This is a genomic window from Novosphingobium sp. fls2-241-R2A-195, assembly GCF_030209485.1.
GTDB classification, from domain to species: domain Bacteria; phylum Pseudomonadota; class Alphaproteobacteria; order Sphingomonadales; family Sphingomonadaceae; genus Novosphingobium; species Novosphingobium resinovorum.
Genome location: NZ_JARVRY010000002.1, coordinates 238,664 through 258,462 on the forward strand (window position 1 = coordinate 238,664; position 19,799 = coordinate 258,462).

21 protein-coding genes are annotated in these 19,799 nt (G+C 65.4%); 3 read left to right on the top strand and 18 right to left on the bottom strand.

The genetic code is table 11. The features are described from left to right. Window positions 1-38 precede the first annotated feature (38 nt). Window positions 39-1,001, top strand: a complete 963-nt coding sequence (locus QRN25_RS01895) for a quinone oxidoreductase family protein (RefSeq protein ID WP_285017153.1) — start codon at window positions 39-41, stop codon at window positions 999-1,001. Between the two features lie 39 nt (window positions 1,002-1,040). On the opposite strand, the gene QRN25_RS01900 is transcribed toward QRN25_RS01895, so the two are convergent. Beyond that, window positions 1,041-2,354, bottom strand: a complete 1,314-nt coding sequence (locus QRN25_RS01900; protein ID WP_285017155.1) for a cytochrome P450 — start codon at window positions 2,352-2,354, stop codon at window positions 1,041-1,043. Between the two features lie 85 nt (window positions 2,355-2,439). Between QRN25_RS01900 and QRN25_RS01905 the strand changes: the two genes are divergently transcribed. Next, window positions 2,440-3,063, top strand: a complete 624-nt coding sequence (locus QRN25_RS01905) for a trimeric intracellular cation channel family protein (RefSeq protein WP_271184632.1) — start codon at window positions 2,440-2,442, stop codon at window positions 3,061-3,063. Here the strand turns inward: QRN25_RS01905 and QRN25_RS01910 are convergent. From QRN25_RS01910 to QRN25_RS01960, 11 genes are all read right to left on the bottom strand, one after another. Beyond that, window positions 3,060-4,109: a phosphotransferase family protein gene (locus QRN25_RS01910; RefSeq protein ID WP_285017158.1), complete on the bottom strand. Its 1,050-nt coding sequence runs from the start codon at window positions 4,107-4,109 to the stop codon at window positions 3,060-3,062. The two genes, QRN25_RS01905 and QRN25_RS01910, sit on opposite strands and share 4 nt — an antisense overlap. Before the next feature lie 176 nt (window positions 4,110-4,285). After that, entirely contained in the window at window positions 4,286-5,119 is an 834-nt protein-coding gene (locus tag QRN25_RS01915) for an IclR family transcriptional regulator (RefSeq protein ID WP_271184630.1), read from the bottom strand. Between the two features lie 98 nt (window positions 5,120-5,217). Then, window positions 5,218-6,783, bottom strand: a complete 1,566-nt coding sequence (locus QRN25_RS01920; RefSeq protein WP_285017160.1) for a class I adenylate-forming enzyme family protein — start codon at window positions 6,781-6,783, stop codon at window positions 5,218-5,220. Window positions 6,784-6,940: 157 nt separating this feature from the next. Continuing rightward, window positions 6,941-7,498, bottom strand: a complete 558-nt coding sequence (locus QRN25_RS01925; RefSeq protein WP_285017162.1) for a hypothetical protein — start codon at window positions 7,496-7,498, stop codon at window positions 6,941-6,943. A gap of 87 nt (window positions 7,499-7,585) precedes the next feature. Next, the gene (locus tag QRN25_RS01930; protein ID WP_285017164.1) at window positions 7,586-9,706 is read right to left on the bottom strand and encodes a prolyl oligopeptidase family serine peptidase; all 2,121 of its coding nucleotides are present in this window, start codon (window positions 9,704-9,706) and stop codon (window positions 7,586-7,588) included. 205 nt (window positions 9,707-9,911) lie between these two features. Then, window positions 9,912-10,334, bottom strand: a complete 423-nt coding sequence (rplQ, locus tag QRN25_RS01935; protein WP_036527248.1) for a 50S ribosomal protein L17 — start codon at window positions 10,332-10,334, stop codon at window positions 9,912-9,914. Window positions 10,335-10,460: 126 nt separating this feature from the next. Next, the gene (locus QRN25_RS01940; RefSeq protein WP_285017167.1) at window positions 10,461-10,877 is read right to left on the bottom strand and encodes a diacylglycerol kinase family protein; all 417 of its coding nucleotides are present in this window, start codon (window positions 10,875-10,877) and stop codon (window positions 10,461-10,463) included. Window positions 10,878-11,004: 127 nt separating this feature from the next. Further along, window positions 11,005-12,072 (bottom strand): DNA-directed RNA polymerase subunit alpha, encoded by a 1,068-nt coding sequence (locus QRN25_RS01945; protein ID WP_036527247.1) that lies wholly within the window; start codon window positions 12,070-12,072, stop codon window positions 11,005-11,007. A gap of 105 nt (window positions 12,073-12,177) precedes the next feature. Then, window positions 12,178-12,567: a 30S ribosomal protein S11 gene (rpsK, locus tag QRN25_RS01950; protein WP_008831163.1), complete on the bottom strand. Its 390-nt coding sequence runs from the start codon at window positions 12,565-12,567 to the stop codon at window positions 12,178-12,180. 60 nt (window positions 12,568-12,627) lie between these two features. Further along, window positions 12,628-12,996, bottom strand: coding sequence for a 30S ribosomal protein S13 (gene rpsM, locus QRN25_RS01955; RefSeq protein WP_008831162.1), 369 nt, complete (start codon window positions 12,994-12,996; stop codon window positions 12,628-12,630). Between the two features lie 351 nt (window positions 12,997-13,347). Beyond that, the gene (locus QRN25_RS01960; protein ID WP_285017172.1) at window positions 13,348-14,010 is read right to left on the bottom strand and encodes an SRPBCC family protein; all 663 of its coding nucleotides are present in this window, start codon (window positions 14,008-14,010) and stop codon (window positions 13,348-13,350) included. On the opposite strand from QRN25_RS01960, the gene QRN25_RS01965 reads away from it, so the two are divergent. Beyond that, window positions 14,009-14,173 carry a hypothetical protein gene (locus QRN25_RS01965; protein ID WP_155986321.1) on the top strand — a complete coding sequence of 55 codons (165 nt, stop codon included), beginning with the start codon at window positions 14,009-14,011 and terminating at the stop codon, window positions 14,171-14,173. The two genes, QRN25_RS01960 and QRN25_RS01965, sit on opposite strands and share 2 nt — an antisense overlap. A 42-nt stretch (window positions 14,174-14,215) precedes the next feature. Here QRN25_RS01965 and QRN25_RS01970 read toward each other — a convergent pair whose 3' ends face one another. The 6 genes from QRN25_RS01970 to rpsE form a co-directional block, all read right to left on the bottom strand. Continuing rightward, window positions 14,216-14,863 carry an adenylate kinase gene (locus tag QRN25_RS01970; protein ID WP_008831160.1) on the bottom strand — a complete coding sequence of 216 codons (648 nt, stop codon included), beginning with the start codon at window positions 14,861-14,863 and terminating at the stop codon, window positions 14,216-14,218. Between the two features lie 40 nt (window positions 14,864-14,903). Then, a complete protein-coding gene (gene secY / locus QRN25_RS01975; protein ID WP_008831159.1) occupies window positions 14,904-16,271 on the bottom strand; it encodes a preprotein translocase subunit SecY in 1,368 nt (455 codons plus the stop codon). Window positions 16,272-16,513: 242 nt separating this feature from the next. Beyond that, window positions 16,514-16,993, bottom strand: a complete 480-nt coding sequence (gene rplO / locus QRN25_RS01980) for a 50S ribosomal protein L15 (RefSeq protein WP_285017175.1) — start codon at window positions 16,991-16,993, stop codon at window positions 16,514-16,516. A 398-nt stretch (window positions 16,994-17,391) separates the two neighbouring features. Further along, window positions 17,392-18,591: an ankyrin repeat domain-containing protein gene (locus QRN25_RS01985; protein WP_285017177.1), complete on the bottom strand. Its 1,200-nt coding sequence runs from the start codon at window positions 18,589-18,591 to the stop codon at window positions 17,392-17,394. Between the two features lie 290 nt (window positions 18,592-18,881). Beyond that, entirely contained in the window at window positions 18,882-19,058 is a 177-nt protein-coding gene (rpmD, locus tag QRN25_RS01990) for a 50S ribosomal protein L30 (protein WP_008828220.1), read from the bottom strand. Window positions 19,059-19,063: 5 nt separating this feature from the next. After that, window positions 19,064-19,798 carry a 30S ribosomal protein S5 gene (gene rpsE, locus QRN25_RS01995; RefSeq protein WP_008828221.1) on the bottom strand — a complete coding sequence of 245 codons (735 nt, stop codon included), beginning with the start codon at window positions 19,796-19,798 and terminating at the stop codon, window positions 19,064-19,066. Between the last annotated feature and the right edge of the window lies 1 nt (window position 19,799).

Sequence of the window (19,799 nt, forward strand, 5' to 3'; positions counted from 1 at the left end):
AACTGGCAGGAGAAGCCGACAAGACACGGGAGAGCACGATGAAGGCAGTCTGGTACAACGAGAACGGCGGCCCCGAGGTCATGCACTTCGGCGAACAGCCCGATCCGGCGGTAGGTCCCCGGACCGTGCTCATCCGGGTCGAAGTGATCTCGATCGAAGGCGGCGACCTGCTCAACCGCATCCACACGCCGCCCGCCCGCACACCCTTCGTGCCCGGCTATCAGGCGGCGGGGACGGTCGCGGCGGTGGGCGCCGAAGTGACGCGCTTCGCGCCCGGCGACCGCGTCGTCGGCTTCAACTGGAACGGCAGCCACGCCGAACTGTTCGCGGTGCCCGAGACTTACGCCTATCCGGTTCCGGACGGCATAGACCTTACCCTTGCCGCGGTGGTGCCGATCGCCTTCGGGACGGCCTACGACGCGCTGTTCACTTACGGTGGACTGGTCGCGGGAGAAACCGTGCTGATCCAGGGCGCGGCGGGCGGCGTCGGGCTTGCCGCCGTGCAGCTTGCATCGCAGGCGAGCGCCATCGTGATCGGCACCGCATCCAGCCCCGAACGCCTCGCGCGGATTGACCCTTTCGGCCTGACGCACGGCATCGACTACCGGCGCGAGGACATCGCCGCGCGCTGCAGGGAAATCACCGCGGGCAAGGGCGTGGACCTCGCTCTCGACCTCGCCGGCGGGGCGGGCAAGGACGCGCTCGTCGAGGCTCTGCGCGGGCACGGACGTTATGCCGTGGTCGGCGCGGCGGAAGGTACGCTGCCCAGCTTCGGATTCTTCGAACTGATCCGCAAGGCCATGCAGGTGACCGGCATCTCGTTCGGCCGCGACATGCACACGCCGCGCGTCCACGCATTGCTTGCAGACCTATTTTCGAAAGCCCACGCCGGCGAACTGGCCATGCCGATCGACCGAGAGTTCGGTCTGGCCGACGCCGTGGAGGCGCACCGCTTCGTCGCGGAAGGGCATCCGTTCGGGCGGGTCGTAATGCGGGTTTAGCATCTCCTCCCCGTTCCAAAAACGACGGGGAGGGACGGCTCACAGCGGATCGAACTCCAGGTGCAGGGCCTTTAGCGCGCGCAACACGTAAGTCGGCTCATATTCGAATCTGCGTGCGCCTTCGGGGCCATGGTGCTCCCCGGAAAGCCGGATGTTGTCCATGCGTGCCAGCAGGCGTTCGATGCTGACGGCGACCTCGCGCCGGGCAAGCGGAGCGCCGATGCAAGTGTGCGGACCGCGCCCGAAGGCGAGGTGCTCCTTGATCCGCGGCCGGTCCATGTCGAAGCGGCTCGGGTCGGGAAACCGCGCCGGGTCGCGATTGGCGGCCATATGACTCATGAGAATGGGCGTGCCGGCCTTGATCTCGACGCCGCCGAGCGTGGTACTCTTGCGGCAGAGCCGTCCTGCACTCTTTACCGAGCCGTCGTAGCGCAGAAGTTCCTCGATGAAGTCGGGAATACGCGCGGGATCGCGGCGCAGTTCAGCCTGGATGTCGGGCCGCGTCGCGATGACCTTGAAGCCGTTCGCGAGCAAGCGATTGGTAGTGTCCTGCCCGGCCCCGAACAGGAATGCCGCGAGCCCGGTCACATCGACGAGCGACGGTCTGGAACCATCGGGAAAGGTCGCCTTCGCCAGTTCGCTGAGGATGTCCTCCTGCGCCAGCAGTACGCGAAACGGGCGTAGTAGGGGGCGCACCAGGCGGTGATTGGCCAGCCGTCGCCGCGCGATGAGCCCGAACAGCTCCTTGCCCACGGGTACGAGCGGATTCTTCATCATCTCCTCGTGCGTGGCGTCCATCGGCACGGGGATCGCGCCTTCTAGCAGCTTGCGGAACCGGCCACGCGTGGCCTGCGAGAGCCCCAACAGGTCGGAGATCACCAGCGCTCCGTAAGGCCCTCCGTACTGGCGCACCATGTCGACGCGCCCGTCCCGGTGGAACTCGTCGATCAGCCCCTCCGCCGTCGCCGCAAGCTGGGGCTGCAATTGCTTCAACCGGCTCGGCGTGAACAAGCGGGAGAGGATCGAGCGCAAATCGGCATGGCGGGTGCCCTGCTCGCAGACGATCTGGTCGGCGAAGGCGATCTGGCTGCGATGGGCCTCCAACTGGTCGCCGATGTCGTCGCCCTCGGGCACGAAAGGCAGGCCGACCATGCCGCCGGTCACGCCATTGATCTCGGAGAAGTGCTCGGTGTCGAGCGCGACCTTTACGGTCTCCTCGTAGCCGACCACCGCCACTGCCCCCCGATAGGGCAACGGCACCACCGGGCCCTGCGCGCGAAGATAGTCGAAATAGGCGTGCGGATCGTCCACCAGCGAAATGTCGGTGTACCAGTCGGCCTTCTCGTAGGACACGTGCCCTTCCCCCGTTTTTATGATCCTTTGTGTATCGTAAAAACGCCATGGGTCAAGGACCGCGCAGCGTGCTAGGAGGCGAGCCATGATCCCGGCTTCCCCTGCCCTGCCGCCCGCCCTCGACCTTCTGGGTATCGCCGTGTTCGCACTGACGGGCGCGTTGGCCGCAGCGCAACTGCGCCAGACTTTCGTGACGGTGGCCTTCTTCGCGCTGATCACCGGCGTCGGCGGCGGCTCCTTGCGCGACCTGCTGATCGGCGCGCCGGTGTTCTGGGTGCACGATCCGCTGGTCGCGCCGGTGTGCCTCGGCGTTGCGCTGCTCGCGTGGTTCACGCCGGTGCGCTGGTGGCGCGGCCGCATCCTCGAATGGGCCGATGCGCTGGGCCTCGCCGTCTATGCGGTGTTCGGCACGATCAAGGCGCTGCACTGGGGCGTACCGCCGGTTCCCGCCGTGCTGATGGGGGTAATCACCGGCTGCATCGGCGGTATCGTGCGCGACGTGTTGGCAGGCAAGCCGTCGATCCTGATGCGACCCGAGCTTTACGTCACGGCAGCCGCCCTTGCCGCCGGGGTCGCGGCGGGGGGCATCGCCGCCGGGCTCCCGGCACCGACGACCTGGGCAATCGCGGTGCTCGCCGGGTTCGGCCTGCGTGGTGCGGCGATCCACTGGTCGCTCGGCCTGCCCCTCCACCCCGGCGAGGACGATTAGGCGACCTTCAACCGCCGCCGCATCGCCGCCTCGTCCATCATCGCCGTGCCGCGCAACTGCCCAAGGCGCACACCGGTGCAAGTCATCTTGAAGTGCGTGAAATCCTCGTACCATTCGAGGCCCGCGGCCGACTTGCCGCTGATCTCCTCCCACAGCGCGATCGTCTCCTCGCGCGTGCCCATACCTTCGAGCCAGGCACCGTAAGTCGAGTTGCGGCCATGCATCGTCTCGGACAAAGTGCAAAACCACGCAAGGTCGTGAAGCGCCCCGCCCAGCGAAGGCTGTTCCCAGTCCATCACCGCGACGACCTGGAAGTCGTCGTCGAACATCATGTTGCCGATGCGCGCGTCGCCCCAGACGATCCCTTCCGGATCGTGGACCGGCCAAGCGCCCTCCAGCCTTGCCAGAGCATCGCGCAGCACCGGCTGCGGCGCGACTTCCTCAAGCCAGGCGGTGAAGCGCTGATACTTGTCCCATTCCTGAGCCAGCCCGTGCCCGGCGGCACCCTTGCCGCCGAGAAACCCCGCCTTGGCCACCGGCACTCGCTGAATCGCAGCCAGCTGCTCCACCGCACTGCGCCACAAGCGGCGGCGTTGCTCCGGCGCGGCATCATGCAGCCAGCCTTCGCGGCCGTAAGGCGGGATCGAGACGGGAACGCGGCCCTGCTTCTTCTCCATGACGAAGAACGGATTGCCGAGGATCGACGGGTCCTCCTCGAACCACAGCGGCCTTGCCACGCACACCAGCCCCTCGTCCGACAGCAGCTTCATGATCGCATACTGCTCGTCGAACAGGGTGTCGGGGAAGACGGTGAAGGCCTGCGGCTTGATGCGCACGACACAGCCCTGCGTGTGCCGATGCCCACCCTCGGTCCAGTGGGCGTCGAACAGGATCGTCTCGTGGCTCTGGCCCGCCCCGCGCGGGTAGGCGAGGCCCGTGACCGAAATCGCGCTCGCCGCCGGGAGCCGTCCACCGAGCCAGCGTTCGAGCCGTCCGGCAAGTTCGGCGAGATCCCGCGTTTCCGGGGCAACGATCACGTCAGACACAGCCTCTCTCCCGCCTGGCGATGCCTGATTATCGATAAGTTCGACATCGCGAATTTATTTTCGCGATAATTGATATGCGGACAACAAGACGCGGTCAAGCGAAGTGAACCTCGCCCAAGCGGTGTTTGATTATCAGGATTTTGCCAAGGCGCGCGAACGAGCCCGCCGTGCAGGATTCAGTCGTCCTCGCCGCCGCCGGCGAGGAAGCCGGAAATCCGGGCGCTGGCCTCGGCGAGTCGCGAACCGGCCTGCGCCAGCGCCGTGCCATTCATCGCGCCGTGGAAGCCCGCCATGACGAGCGCCATCATCACCCGGTTTCGGCTGTCGTAGATCGGCGCCATCAGCGCCACGAGCGGATAGACCCGCTGCACATCGACCTCAAGCAACGGGACGACCGGCGGGTCTTCGGTGCCCGACCGAACGCCCAGTTCCTCCTCGCTGCCCGGACGCCGCAGCAGCGCGACGTAGCCATGCGTGCGGACGAACTCCAGCCCGGCACGGAACTGCCCGAGTTGCTCCTCCCCCAGCGGCGGATCCGCGCGCGACACCCATGCATCAGCGTCGCGGGCGGAGCGGGCGAAAAAGGTCATGGCCTGGATCCAGCGCAGCGGCATGCGCGTGCCCAGCGGGACCGGATAACCGATATGGCTGAGCGAGGCCGCACGCTCGCGTAAGTGGATCACGTCGCCTTCGAGGAAGTAGGCGCCGCAGACCACGTCGAATTCGTCAGCGAGGCTGCGCATCTCGGGCTGCGCGACCTGAAGCGGCGAGAAGTGCGCCGCCGCCGTGCGCCCGATCGCCGCGAGCGCCGGGCCGAGCACGTAAGTCTTGTCGGTCGTGCGGTAGAGATAGCCGACGTCGACGAGCCCGGTCAGCAGCGCATGGCAGGTTGCCCGGCTCAACTTGAGTGCCCGCACCAGATCCGTCAGTGCGAACGCCTGCCCGGGATGGTCGGCGATGAAGTTGAGGATGGCCGCCACGCGGGCAACACCGGGAGAGGAACGCGACATGGCTGCTTTCGATATTTCGAACTGCCTTGGCCTATGGGCAACGCCCCCGGTTCGTCAATAGACACACCTGTTCAATAGGGTGAACGTACTGCCCTTTCTCATGGGGTCCGGCCAAGCCGGTCTTCCATCATTCGCGCCAGTTCGCGCCGGGCCACCTTGTTGGAATGCAGCAGCGGCACCTCGTCGCGTCCCATCGGCACATAGGCACGCGGGACCTTGTAGCTGGAGAGCCGCTGACGCAACTCTGCCTCGATGACGGCGAAGTCCGGCTCGGCACCTTCGCGCGCGATCACCGCAGCAACCAGCAGCGCGCCGCGCTCCCGATCGGGCAGACCGACCACGTAGGCGGTATGCACTCCGTCGAGCGACTGCAATTCCATCTCCACTTCAGCGGGCGACACGTTGGAGCCCGACACCTTGATCATGTCCCCGCCGCGCCCGACGAAGTGGACCCGGCTGCCCACCGCACGCTCCTCCACTATGCACATGTCGCCGGTGCGATAGTAGCCGTCGGGTGTGTAATGCTCGGCCCGCTCGATCTTGTGGAGGCCGCTCGCGACGGGATAGCCGCGCACCTGCATCTCTCCCACCTCACCCGTCGCCACGGGGCGGTTATCGGCATCGGCGATGCGGATCTCGTAACCCGGGGCGAAATGGTCCATTGGCGCGCAGACCGGCCGACCGGCCGCGCGGAAATCGTCGCCCCAGGAATAGGGTCCCAGGGTCTCGCTCATGCCGAGGCCCCACCAGGGTTTCGGCCCGCGCATCGCCGCAAGGTCTTCCTCGGCGAGCACCGAGCCCATCGCGAAGCGGCTGTTGGAGAGCGTGCGCTCCGTACACACGACAGTCGCCCCTGCTTCCAGCCCGGGCACGAGGTACATCATCATGCCGCCGACCCAGAACATCGGCAGGATGCAAGCCACGCGCTTCCCGGGCACATGGCCCATCATCTCGCGCATGGTATGGCTGCGGAAGCAGACCGGGCCATGGGCATGGCGCACGCCCTTGGGCAGCGCCATCGAGCCGGAGGTGTAGATCTCGACCATCTGGTCGGTAGGATGGACTTCGGATTCGACCTCGCGCAGCAGGTCTTCGCCAACCGTCCGCGCGGCCTCGGTCAGCCAGTCGAGCGGTGCGATGCCGGGAGGCAATCCCTCTCCGTCCGAGGCGATCCAGCGCAAGTACGGCGCCCTGCCAAGCCGCAGCGCGCCGCTCTCCTGCCCGTCCAGTTCGGGGAGCGCCTCCAGCACGCGCTCGGCATAGTCCTTGCCCAGCATCGTGCGCTGGAGAACGAGCCCCTGCACATCCGACTGGCGCAGCACGCGGACCAGTTCATTGGCGCGGATCATCGTGCTGATCGGCACCGCGACCGCACCGATCCGGCTAACCGCCGCCAGCATCACCGCGAAGTCCGGTCCGTTGCCATAGATAAAGCCGACCCGCGCCCCCTTGCCGATCCCGCGCGCCAGCAACCCGCGCGCCAGCACGGACGACCGTGCTTCAAGTTCGTGGTAGGTGACGGAGGCGACCGTCTCCTCGTCGTCCTCCAGCGTAACCGCGACGGCATCGCCATGGGCCGCCGCAATGGCACGAATGAAGCGCGGAAAAGTATGTACCTCGTCCGGACGTTCGACAGAGGTATCGGCAGCGGCCTTATTGCTCACGTCTCCGGCTCTCCTCTTGGCAGGCCCGACGCAAAACGCCGTACACGCCTACAGCGACCGCTTCAGCAGTTCGCTATTTCAAATTAGGAGTCGATATTCCGGAAAATCAATGGGAGCGCAACGTCCGCCCGATACGATACCGCGCGGGCGTTCCGGTTCAGATCATGCCGTGTCCATCTACCGCTACAGAGCGGATGTGCCCGCCATCATCGACGCTGCAAGCAAATGGCCGACCGTCCTGGAGGCGACCTTCGACACTATAGCGCTCGCCCATCCGGCGTGCCGATCCCACCGATTCGACATGCTTGTCGCCGCGTTCCAGCTCTGCCGTGCAGGCATCGACGGCACCGCCCAGCGATCCTGCACCTGCAGGCTCCCCTGCGTAGTCGCCATCCGCCACCGGCCCACCGGGGTACGCGGGGCCGCCATAGCCTGCGTCATCATCCGACTGCCCGCCATCCGGATAGCGATAGGGCTCAGGCTGGTCGTCGCGCTTGTCTGCCTTGTCCTTGCTGACGGCCGTGGCGATCGCCGCGACGCCGCCCACGACGAGCAGCCCCGCCAGCAAGTCCCCGCCATCGATCCCCCCGCCGCGATAATGGCGATGGCCCCCGCGCCAGTCCCCGCGGCCATGCGCCAGGACCGGCGTGGCCGTGACCGAGAACACCGCAAGCGCGGCAAGAGAAACGGCGGTACGCGAACGGAACATCTTCATCGGGAGAAACCCTATCCGGCGCGCACGGTCCGCGCCGCCCATCACGGCATCATTACGCCGCTCATGCTGTCCTATGCATGAACCGGTTCACGGCGTAACGGTCTTTGCCTCCCCGGCTTGTGCGACACTGGCTTCGGCCGGAAGCTTCAACCCCGTCCATTGCGCCACGAAGGCGAGGATGTCTGCCCCCTCCTCGATCGCCTTGTCCGTGGGCTTGCCCGAGCCGTGTCCGGCGCGGGTCTCGATGCGGATGAGACGCGGCCTGGCCCCAAGGTTCGCGTGCTGCAGCGCCGCCGTGTACTTGAACGAGTGCCCGGGCACCACGCGGTCGTCGGTGTCCGCCGTAGTAACCAGGATCGCCGGATACTGCGCACCCTCGCGAATGTTGTGGTAGGGCGAATAGGCGCGCAGGACCTTGAAGTCGTCTTCCCGGTCCGGCCGCCCATAGTCGTCGGTCCAGTAACGCCCGGCCGTGAAGCGGTCGAAGCGCAGCATGTCCATGACGCCCACTTGTGCGACCGCCGCCGCGAACAGGTCCGGCCGCTGGTTGACCACCGCACCCACCAGCAGGCCACCGTTCGAGCCGCCCTGAATGGCAAGGCCGTCCTTCTTCGCGATGCCCTCGTTCACGAGGAACTCGCCCGCCGCGATGAAGTCGTCGAAGACGTTCTGCTTGTTCTGCCGCCGTCCCGCATCGTGCCACGCCCGGCCATACTCGCCGCCGCCGCGCAAGTTCGCCAGCGCGAAGGCCCCGCCCGCCTCCAGCCACGCCATGCGCGTCGCCGAGAAGCCGGGGGTCAGCGAAACGTCGAAGCCGCCATATCCATAGAGCAGCGTCGGCACCGGCTGCTTCGTTTTGGCCACCGCACGACTGCGCACGATGAACATCGGCACGCGGGTGCCGTCCTTCGACGTGAAGAAGCGCTGCTCGACCACGTAGGCACCCGGATCGTAGCACATCTTCGGCGTCGCGAAGGGCGTCGTCACCCCGGTCGCCAGATCCATCCGGTAGATAGATGCCGGGCAGTTGAAGCTGGTGAAGGCGTAGAACGTCTCCGGATCGCCCGGCCTCCCGCGAAAGCCCGAAGCGGTGCCGATGCCGTTCAGCGACAGCGTCTTGCCTACACTGCCGTCGAGCGCCAGGATTTCCGCATGGCTCGCCGCATCGCGCATGTAGTTGAGGACGAGCCGGTCCCCGACGATCCCGGCGCGCTCCAGAATATCCTCGCGCTCGGCGACGATCTCGGTCCACTCGGCCTTGGGCGTATCGAGATCGATGCCGACGAGGCGATAGCGCGGCGCGTTCCGGTTGGTCACGTACCACAGCTTCCGCCCGGCACCTTCGACCAGCTTCCAGTCATCGGTGAAACCGGAGACGAGCGGCACTGCCTTCCATCCGTCGCGCTTGCGCTTGTCGAGATCGATCACCCGCACTTCGTAGCGCGCATCGGTGCCGACGTGGCTGGTGATGAGCGCCAGGCGCCCGTCCTGCGTCACGTCCGCCACATGCCCCAGATCGGGCGCGTCGGGCGTCGCGTAGACCAGTTCGTCCGCGTCCTGAGCCGTGCCGATGCGGTGGAAATACACGGCCTGGTTGTAGTTCAGCGACTGGAACGCCGCGCCTTCCTTCGGCTCGGGGAAGCGCGAATAGAGGAAACCTTCCTCGCCCACCCATGAGAGGCCCGTGAACTTGGCCCAGCGCACCTCGTCCTGTAGCGGCTCGCCGGTCTTGACGTCGATCACGCGCAGGATGCGCCAGTCGCTGCCGCCGTCCTGAACGCTATACAGCAGGTAGCGCCCCTTCTGCGAGGGCTCCCAGGAATCGAGTGCCGTCGCCCCGTCCTTCGCCCAGGCGTTGGGATCGAGCAGCAGGCGCGGCTTGCCGTCCAGCCCCTTGCGTACGAACAACTGCGCCTGGTTCTGCAGGCCGGTGTTACGGGTGTAGAAGTAGCTGCCGCCCGCCTTCACCGGGATACCGAAGCGCTCGTAGTCCATGAAGGCGCGGATGCGGCGCTGGAACTGCGCGCGCTGGGGGAGTGCGGTCAGATAGTCTTCGGTGACGGCGTTCTCACGGCTCACCCAGTCGGCGACTTCGGAGGAATGTCGTACGTCATCCTCGAGCCAGCGATAGGGATCGGCGATGGCCTCGCCGAACTGGGTCTCTACGACAGTGTCGCGGCGGGTCTGTGGATAGCTGATGTCGGACATAGGCCCTGCCCAGATGGGCGTCGCAGCCCCCGACAGCAAGAGCGCCGCCAACACCTGCAGACCGCTAGTCTTCACACATCCTCCCGACCCTGTTTTTGAGCCTGTTTTCTAGCACATCGCCGCGCCGGGGAAAGCACGCATGAAAAAGCGGCCGCGAACCGAAGTCCGCGACCGCTTCTCTATCCCGTCAGGGACGCCGAGTGGCTTACGCCTCGGCGAATTCCTCAGCGTCGGTGTGCACCGGGCCGGAGTCCTGGCCCTTGGCATCGACGTCGCGGTCGACCAGTTCGATGATCGCGATCGGAGCGGCGTCCGAAGCGCGGTAACCGGCCTTGATGATGCGGGTGTAGCCACCCTCGCGACCGGCAAAACGCTCGGCGAGGACTTCGAACAGCTTCTTTTCCTGCGCTTCGTCGAGAATGCGCGCGTGCGCGAGACGACGGTTCGAAAGGCCGCCCTTCTTCGCGAGCGTGATCAGCTTCTCGATGTAGGGACGCAGTTCCTTCGCCTTCGGCGTAGTGGTCTGGATCTGCTCGTGCTTGATCAGCGCTGCGGCCAGGTTACGCAGCAGGGCCGCGCGGTGGCCGGACTTGCGCTGCAGCTTGCGGCCGCCCATCTTATGACGCATATTCTTTACTCCGTTCGTCAGGCAGCCGTTCAAGGTACTGCCTGCCGGGCGATGTGGTTAGACCATCGCCCAAAGCCTGTTCACGTATTTGTGAAGCGCGCCCTCAATACGAAAACGGGGCGGGAGTCAAGGGCGGATGCCGTCGAGCATCGCCCAAACCGGCGGGCCAAGCGTCAGAAGTCCGATACCTGCGGCCACGATCGATGCCATCAGCACCGCTCCGGCAAAGATGTCCTTGATCCGGCCGATGACCGGATCGAAGTTCGGTTCGACCCGGTCGCACATCTGCTCGATGGCGGTGTTGAAGGCTTCGGCCAGCCAGACCAGCCCTATCGCCAGCAACAGCCAGCGCCAGTCGTTTGCGGAGACATTCAGGAACAGCCCTGCCCCCATCGTCACGATCGACGCCGCCAGGTGCACCCGCGCATTGTGCTCGTTGTAAACCAGCCAGCGCAGGCCGCGCCATGCGAAGATGAAACTCCTGAGCCGCGCCGCGATGGTGAAGCGGCCTGCAGATTTCAATGCGTTGGGCGATTCGATCATGCCGTCAAACGTAGAGCATTATCGCGGGGATGACGCACAAAGGTTCGATGCGGGAGATCGTAACCCAAAGAAAAAGGCCCCGCAGTCACCCGCGAGGCCCTCTTCATTTCGAAACCCGAAGGTCCAATCAGCCGAGCAGTTCCTGCTCGAGCTTCTTGGCCATCTCTTCGATGTTCTCGGGCGGCCAGCCCGGGATGTCCATGCCGAGGCGCAGACCCATCGAGGAAAGCACTTCCTTGATCTCGTTGAGCGACTTGCGGCCGAAGTTCGGCGTGCGCAGCATCTCGGCTTCGGTCTTCTGGACCAGATCGCCGATGTAGATGATGTTGTCGTTCTTGAGGCAGTTGGCCGAACGGACCGACAGTTCCAGCTCGTCCACCTTCTTGAGAAGGTAGCGGTTGAGCTGGTTGGTGTCGCTCTCTTCCGAAGCCGCCGCGCCGCCGACAGCCACACCGATCATCGGCGAGGCGCCAACCGGGGCGATGTCCTCGAAGTGGACGAACAGCGCCAGCTGGTCCTGCAGAATGCGTGCGGCATAAGCCACGGCATCTTCAGGGGTCACGGTGCCGTCGGTCTCGACCGTCAGGTTGAGCTTGTCGAAGTCCAGCTCCTGGCCGATGCGGGCGTTCTCGACCTTGTAGCTCACCTGGCGAACCGGCGAGTAGAGCGAGTCGACCGGGATCAGGCCGATCGGCGCATCGACCGGGCGGTTCGACACGGCGGGCACGTAACCCTTGCCCGAGTCGGCGGTCAGCTCCATGTTGAGCGTCGCACCATCGTCGAGGTGGCAGATCACGAGATCCTTGTTCATGACCTCGATGTCACCGGTGACGGCGATGTCGCCGGCGGTGACAGCGGCCGGACCGGTTGCCGAAAGCTGGAGGCGCTTCGGACCGTCGCCCTGCATCTTGAGCGCGATCTGCTTGACGTTCAGGACGATGTCCGTGACGTCTTCACGCACGCCTGCGAGCGACGAGAATTCGTGGAGCACGTTCTCGATCTTGATCGAGGTGATCGCCGCGCCCTGGAGGGAAGAGAGCAGCACGCGACGCAGCGCGTTGCCGAGCGTCAGGCCGAAGCCGCGCTCGAGAGGTTCGGCGACGAACGTCGCCTTCAGCTTGGGGTCTGGTCCCGGCTTGATCTCAAGGCTGTTCGGCTTCTTGAGTTCCTGCCAGTTCTTGATGTTGACAGTCATGGACTTCCCCTGGGAGTGATGGCGGTTGCGTCCCGAAGGCCTGGTGGAGAGGCCCGGGACGTTCCGAAGACGGGCGGTGACCGGTCACCGCCCGCATTAGCTCGATCAGACGCGGCGGCGCTTCGAGGGACGCACGCCGTTATGCGGAATCGGCGTGACGTCGCGGATCGAGGTAATCGTGAAGCCCACGGCAGCCAGGGCGCGCAGGGCGCTCTCGCGGCCCGAACCCGGGCCCTTGACTTCGACTTCGAGGGTGCGGACGCCGTGCTCGGCGGCCTTCTTGCCGGCGTCGTCCGCGGCCACCTGAGCGGCGTACGGGGTCGACTTGCGGCTACCCTTGAAGCCCATCATGCCGGCGGAGGACCACGAAATCGCGTTGCCCTGGGCGTCGGTGATGGTCACCATGGTGTTGTTGAAGCTAGCATTCACGTGGGCGATGCCGCTCGTGATGTTCTTGCGCTCGCGGCGCTTAATGCGCTGAGGTTCGCGTGCCATATCGTATATCCTGTCGAATTATCGCTGCGGGAAACCGAAAGCCTTAACGGCTCCCTCGGCTTACTTCTTCTTGCCGGCGATCGGCTTGGCCTTGCCCTTGCGGGTGCGCGCATTGGTGTGCGTGCGCTGGCCACGAACCGGCAGACCCTTGCGGTGACGCAGGCCGCGGTAGCAGGCGAGGTCCATCAGGCGCTTGATGTTCATCGCGGTCTCGCGACGAAGGTCACCCTCGACCGTGTGGTCGGCGTCGATGGTCTCACGGATCTGGAGCACTTCAGCGTCCGAGAGATCCTGGATACGGCGGGTGTGATCGATACCGAGCTTGTCGGCGATCTCGAGAGCCTTGGTACGGCCGATGCCGTGGATATACGTCAGCGCGATGATAACGCGCTTGTTGGTGGGGAGATTTACCCCTGCAATACGAGCCACTTAATTCTCCTGCTCCACAGAGGTGCGAGCGCGCACCTCCATCTCATCGCGAAAACACTCGGGGAAGTGAAATGGCAAAAGGCCCGGTTGGCGGTTACTCGCGGGTGCTTTGGACACGCGGTATGGGCCTTCCGGACTGCCGTTTACTGACGAGTGAAGGGGGCGCTTAAAACGATTCGCGCGCAGAGTCAACGTTCCGCGTCAACGCCTGCGGCATCGACCGGGCGCCGCCCTCCGCCTGATCGACGGGGCGGATGTCGCGCCTGTGATGCCTGTTTAACGCAAATCGCGAGGCCAGTCAAAGTGCGTAGCACCCGGCCCTGTCCCAAGGCGGCACCGCACGCATCGGACCTAGCGTCCGACGAGCGGCCCGTCACTGGTCGTCGGCTTGCTCGAAAGCGGCACGATGTCGAGCCCGGCCGTAGGATCCGCCGCTGCAGGCTCCTCGGCAGGCGGGTCGGCAACGTCCGTCTCGATCTTCGGGAAGGCCGCCGCGAAGGCGCCCCCCAGCTTCTCCGTCAGGCGCTGGAGCTGTCCGCCGAGCATGCCATCGACCGCCGGCGCCAGTTTCTCGAACGGGGTGCGGGTGAAGCCGCCCACGACGTATTCAAGCAGGACCTGCGTACCGCCCTTCCCGTCCGGCTTGAGCTGCACGGTCAGCGTGCCGATCGCCGCGTCCGACTGCAGCGGGCCGAGCGCCCCGCTCATGCGCAGGGCGCGGCCGCGCTCCACGTAGATCACGCGCATGTGCTCGACGCTGCCGCGCGGCGTTGCCTTGGGCGAGCTTTCGTTGGGCAGCACTTCGCAGAAGCAGCCGCCCGCCCGTGCATCGAGCGTGAGGTTCGCGGCATCGCCGGACCAGGTGTGATCGGAGTCCCACCAGACCGACGGCTTCACCAGCACGGCCCAGGTTTCCTCGGGCGTCGCCGAAACTTGCGCGACATGGCGCACGACGAAGCCATTGGCCTCGACTTGCGCGACGCTCGCGCTTGCCGCCGAAGGAACGAGCGCCATGCCGGCCGCCGCCAGCGCAAATGCGAAAGACTTCATAAAGCTGCCCCTGCCCGGCCGTGAAGGCCCCGTCAATGTCGCGAAACCGTCCATGCCAGATCGCATGAAGCCCGTCATCCCTGCCGCGCACTTCGACGACAAAATGAAAAACCCGGAAGCGACCTGAGGCACTTCCGGGTTTCATTGTTCGGTTCACTCTGGAACAGGATCAGCCCGCGAGGATTGCCTCGATCGCCGCCGTCACCTCGTCCATGTCAGCCATGCCGTCGACTTTGGCGACGATGCCGCGCGCTTCGTAGACGGGCAGGATCGGCGCGGTCTTGGCGCGGTACTCTGCCATGCGGGTGCGCACAGTCTCGGCATTGTCGTCCGGACGCCGCTTGAACTCGTGCCCGCCGCACTTGTCGCAAGTGCCTTCGACCTTCGGCTTCTCGAAGGTGTCGTGGTAGCCCTTGCCGCAAGTGGCGCAGGTGAACCGGCCAGTGATGCGCTCGACCAGAGCATCCTCGTTCACTTCCAGTTCGATCACGTGATCGAGCTTGCGACCGCGCGCTTCCAGAATGCCGTCAAGCGATTCCGCCTGCGCTTCGGTGCGCGGATAGCCGTCGAAGATGGCGCCGGTATCCACGCCCATCGCGTCGAGTTCGTCCCCGATCAGCGCCGAGACGATCGCGTCCGACACCAGCTCGCCACGCTCCATGACCGCCTTGGCTTCGAGCCCGGTCGGCGTCCCCGCCTTGACTGCGGCGCGCAGCATGTCGCCGGTCGACAACTGGCGCATGCCATGCTTGTCGACGAGACGCTGCGCCTGGGTTCCCTTGCCCGCCCCCGGCGGTCCCAGCAGGATAATGTTCACGCCCTGAATCCCCCTCGGTTTTACGTTATCGGCACGCGCCTCAGCGCATGCGGCCCTTCAGCTTGGCCTTCTTGATGAGGTCGCCGTACTGGTGCGCCAGCAGGTGCGACTGAATCTGCGTGATCGTATCCACGGTCACGTTGACGACGATCAGCAGACTCGTGCCACCCATGAACAGCAGCGGCAAGCCCGTCATCGACAGGAAGTACTCAGGCACCGTGCAGACGATGACCAAGTAGGCCGCACCGATCACGGTGATACGCGTCAGAACGTAGTCGAGATAGACTGCGGTGTTCTTGCCCGGACGGATGCCCGGGATGAAGCCGCCGTTCTTCTTCAGGTTGTCCGAGGTCTCTTCCGGATTAAAGACGACTGCGGTGTAGAAGAAGCAGAAGAAGATGATGCCCGCTGCGTAGAGCAGCATGTAGAGCGGCTTGCCGTGGCCCAGGTACTGGTTGAGCGAGACCACGATCTTGCCCATCGTCGAATCCGGCGTCAGCGACTTGCCGGCGAACTGGCTGATCGTCAGCGGCAGCAGCAGCAGCGAACTGGCGAAGATCGGCGGGATCACGCCGGCGGTGTTGAGCTTGAGCGGCAGGTGGCTGCGGTCGGCCTGCATCATGCCGCGCTGCGTGGCGCGCTTGGGATACTGGATCAGCAGGCGGCGCGTGGCGCGTTCCATGAAGCAGATCATCAGGATCATCGCCACCACCAGCGCGATCAGCGCGATGATAAGGATCGAACCGGTGTCGCCCGCCGAGTAGGCCGAGCCCAGGTTGCTGGCGAACGTCGGCATCTGCGCGACGATACCCGCCATGATGATGAGCGAGACGCCGTTGCCGATCCCGCGCGAGGTGATCTGCTCACCCAGCCACAGCAGGAACATGGTGCCGCCGATCAGCGAGATCACCGCGCCGACGCGGAACGGGATGCCGGGATCGACCACGGCGCCAAGACCGCGCGAGGTCGACAGCGCCTCGAGGCCGGTGGCGATCGCGTAGCCCTGCACGATGCACAGCAGCACGGTGCCGTAGCGCGTGTACTGGTTGAGCTTCTTGCGTCCGGCTTCGCCTTCCTTCTTCAGCGCGACGAGCGCCGGATGGAGCGAGGCGGCCAGCTGCACCACGATCGAGGCGGTGATGTACGGCATCACGCCGAGCGCGATCAGGCTCATGCGCGAAAGCGAACCGCCCGAGAACGTGTTGAACAGGTCAAGGATGCCGCCCTGCGTCTGCAGATAGAGATCGCGCAGCGCGACCGGGTTCACACCCGGCAGCGGAACGAAGCTCAAAAAGCGGAACACGATGAGCGCGCCGATGGTGAACCAGATGCGGTTCTTCAGCTCGGTGGCCTTGGAGAAATTGGCCAGGCTGAGCGTGCTGGCGATGTTGTCGGCGCGTGAAGCCATGACGTTCTAAAAAGCCTCGAAGAATCTGATCGGACTCGCCCTTAGCGGCTCATGCCTGCCTTGTCGAACCCGGGAAGGAAACTGGCCATATAGACATTGGAACGAGGTCGGGAAGACCCGTCCCGCACGAATCGGCTCCAGTGTGCCGCCCGCGCATCACATTTGTCGACACCTTACAGCAAGAGAGGGCGAAGCGCCCGGCGCCCGCCCTCTCCTTATGCCTTAGCGTGTCGCGCCGGAAATCAGGCCGCAGCCTCTTCCTTGGCGGGCACGATCACCGAACCGCCGGCCTTTTCGACCGCGGCAACGGCACCGGCCGAAGCACCGGCAACGTTGAAGGTGACCTTCGAGGTCAGTTCACCCTTGGCGAGGAGGCGCACGCCGTCCTTGCCGCCACGGGCCAGGCCGACGGCCTTGAGCGCCGCGTGATCGACCACGCCGGTGACGTCCAGCTTGCCGGCGTCGATGAACTTCTGGACGAGGCCCAGGTTCACTTCCGCGAAGTCCTTGGCGAACTTCTTGTTCGAGAAGCCGCGCTTCGGCAGGCGCATGTGGAGCGGCATCTGGCCACCCTCGAAGCCGTTGATCGAAACGCCCGAGCGTGCCTTGGCACCCTTCTGGCCGCGACCCGAGGTCTTGCCCTTGCCCGAGCCGATACCACGGCCGACGCGCATGCGGCGGTGACGGGCGCCGGCGTTGTCACGGATGTCATTCAGTTTCATGTGTTGCACTCGCTTTCGCTTTGAGTCGCGCTGATAGGAAGCGGCGCCCCTAGCGGATGAGGCCGGGCTTGTCACCCCGGATTCGGGAAGAGCGGGTCATCCCGCATCCCGGTTTACACAGAAGAGCCTGTGAAACCCCGAGATTGTTCCTTTACAGAGAATGACTTGCGCCCATTCCCTGTGACCTTTCGCGTACGCCCTTCTCCGCTTCGGAGCGCCATCCACATCTGTATCATCTACCAGTCATTCCCGCGAAGGCGGGAACCCATCTCCTGACATTGCCTCTTGCGAAGACATCAGCTGGGTCCCCGCCTTCGCGGGGATGACGAAAAAGCGAGCGAGAGCGATGCTGCCCTCACCGATCCTCTATCGCATGGATCACGGTATGTAGGACAGCCTCAGCTGCCGCCGCCGAAGCCCACCAGCAACTTCGCGCTCTCCGGAACCCGCGTACCGAAGGCATCCCGCGCAGGCGCCCAGCGCACGATCTCCACCGCCAGCCCACACAGTTCCTTGTCGAACGCGGGCGAGACGGATGCCGGATCCATCTTGCACTCGGTCGTGTTGCCCTGCTCGTCCACCTGGAAGTTCAGGTCGTAGCGGCCGAACGGCTTGGCTTTCAGCTGCGTATCGTAACGCTCCTTGAGTTCGGTGAGCGCATGGTTGAACTCGACGAGGCTGGCGTCATCCCAGCGCGGCTTCTGGCGCAGGCTGGCGAACTGCTCTTCGGTCACCAGCGGCCGCATCGCGCGGATGACACCGTACCAGCGCATCACGCGCGCGATCTGCAACGGCGACTGGCGGTCGATGGTCGTCTGGCACGTCCCGCCGATCGGGTCTGCCTTGGCCCGCAGCAGCGCCTGCGCCGCAGGCCAGCGATGGTAGGCGACCGCCCAGGCGAGCGGCGTCAGGCCGAACAGGTCGGGCTTGTCGATGCCCTTGGGATCGCGCTCCAGCAGGATGCCGATATCCCGGATCGAGCCGCGCCGCGCCGCCGCGCCGAGCCCGTGCTCCATGCGCGCGACGCCCAGTTCGGCGAAACCGTAGGGCTGTTCGATCCCGGCATCGGGATTGTCCGGCATCGTCGGCGCCGGCCCGGCCTTGTCGACCGCACGGCAGACGTCGGCATAAGGATAGCGCGGATCGGCCAGCATCGCGGCGTTGTAGCGGCGACCGAAGCCGGTGACGGTATCGTCGGGCTTCTGCTGCCCGCCCTCGACCTTGCCCTCGGGCACGAAGGCCACCGCGCGCACGGTCCATGGCGAAAGGCCGCCAAGCATGCGGCACTGTACGCCGTAAGCCTCGGTGGAGATGCCGGTCGGCGTCGTCGCGGCAATCAGGCGAAAGTCGCCCATGTCGAGCGCCTTGTGTGCCTCCGCCACGGCGTTGGCGCTGCCGTCTTTCAGCTTGCGGCGCAGCGAGCGGTCACCCTTGCGCAGCTTGTCCAGGAACGCGGTATCCGCACGCAGGTCGCCGCATTGGGTTACCGAGGCGCCCTCGACACCGAGATTGCCCTTGGGCGCCTCGTCCGAGCACGCGGCCGTCGTCAGCGCGCCCATGCACAGGATGGTGGCCGTCAGAAGCCGCTTGCCGATCAAGACCTGTCCCCGATTGGAATCCGTGGCACCCCAAGGCACCGATGAAGCTGGCGCGAATAGCATAGCCGCGCGCTGTTGGAAGAGCATTACTTGCGGGAAGGCCCGCCATGCCTCTGGGGCTTCGACAAGCTCAGCCTGAGCGGGATTGGGAGGTTTGCACTTAGCCCCGCTCTCCCTGAGCCTGTCGAAGGGTCACCCTGAGCTTGTCGAAGGGCCGGCCACCCACGCAAAAAGGCCCCGGTGTTTCCACCGAGGCCCTTCTGTATCGTTCAACGTGAACCTGTGAAGGTTCAGTCGACGATCTTCACCATGTGCGGCAGCTTGGCGATGGCACCGCGCACTTCGGCGGTGTCTTCGCGCTCCACGATACGGTGCATCTTGCCGAGGCCGAGACCGATGAGGATCTTCTTCTGGCTCTCGGGGCGACGGATCGGCGAACCGATCTGCTGGATCTTGATCTTCGCCATGATGCTTACTCCACGATGGCTTCGGCAGCGGCCTCGGCCTCTACCTCGGTAGCACCACCGCGACCAAGCAGGTCGGCGATCTTCTTGCCACGACGCTGGGCCACCGACTTCGGCGAAGTCTGCGTGGTCAGCGCGTCGAAGGTGGCGCGGATCATGTTGTACGGGTTCGAGGTGCCCACCGACTTGGTGACGACGTCAGCGACGCCCAGGCTCTCGAACACGGCGCGCATCGGACCACCAGCGATGATGCCCGTACCGGCCGGAGCCGTACGCACGTTCACCTTGCCGGCGCCGAAGTGGCCCTTGCCGTCGTGATGGAGGGTACGACCCTCCTTCAGAGCGACGCGGATCATCTTCTTCTTGGCCGAGGCAGTCGCCTTGGTGATCGCCTCGGGAACTTCGCGGGCCTTCGAGTGACCGAAGCCCACGCGGCCCTTGCCGTCACCGACGACCACGAGTGCGGCGAAGCCGAAGCGCTTACCGCCCTTGACGGTCTTGGAGACGCGGTTGATGTGAACGAGCTTTTCGATCAGCTCTTCACCCTGCTCCTCGTCGGCGTTGCGGTTGCCGCGACGGTCGTCACGACGGCCACCACGGCCACCGCGCTCACCACCGCGATCGTTGCCGCCACGGCCACGGCCGCCACGACCACGGCCGCCTTCGCGGTTACCCTCGAACGGTGCGCCGCCCTGGGGTGCTTCAGCCGAAACCGGCTGCGTGTTGTTGTTTTCGTCAGCCATG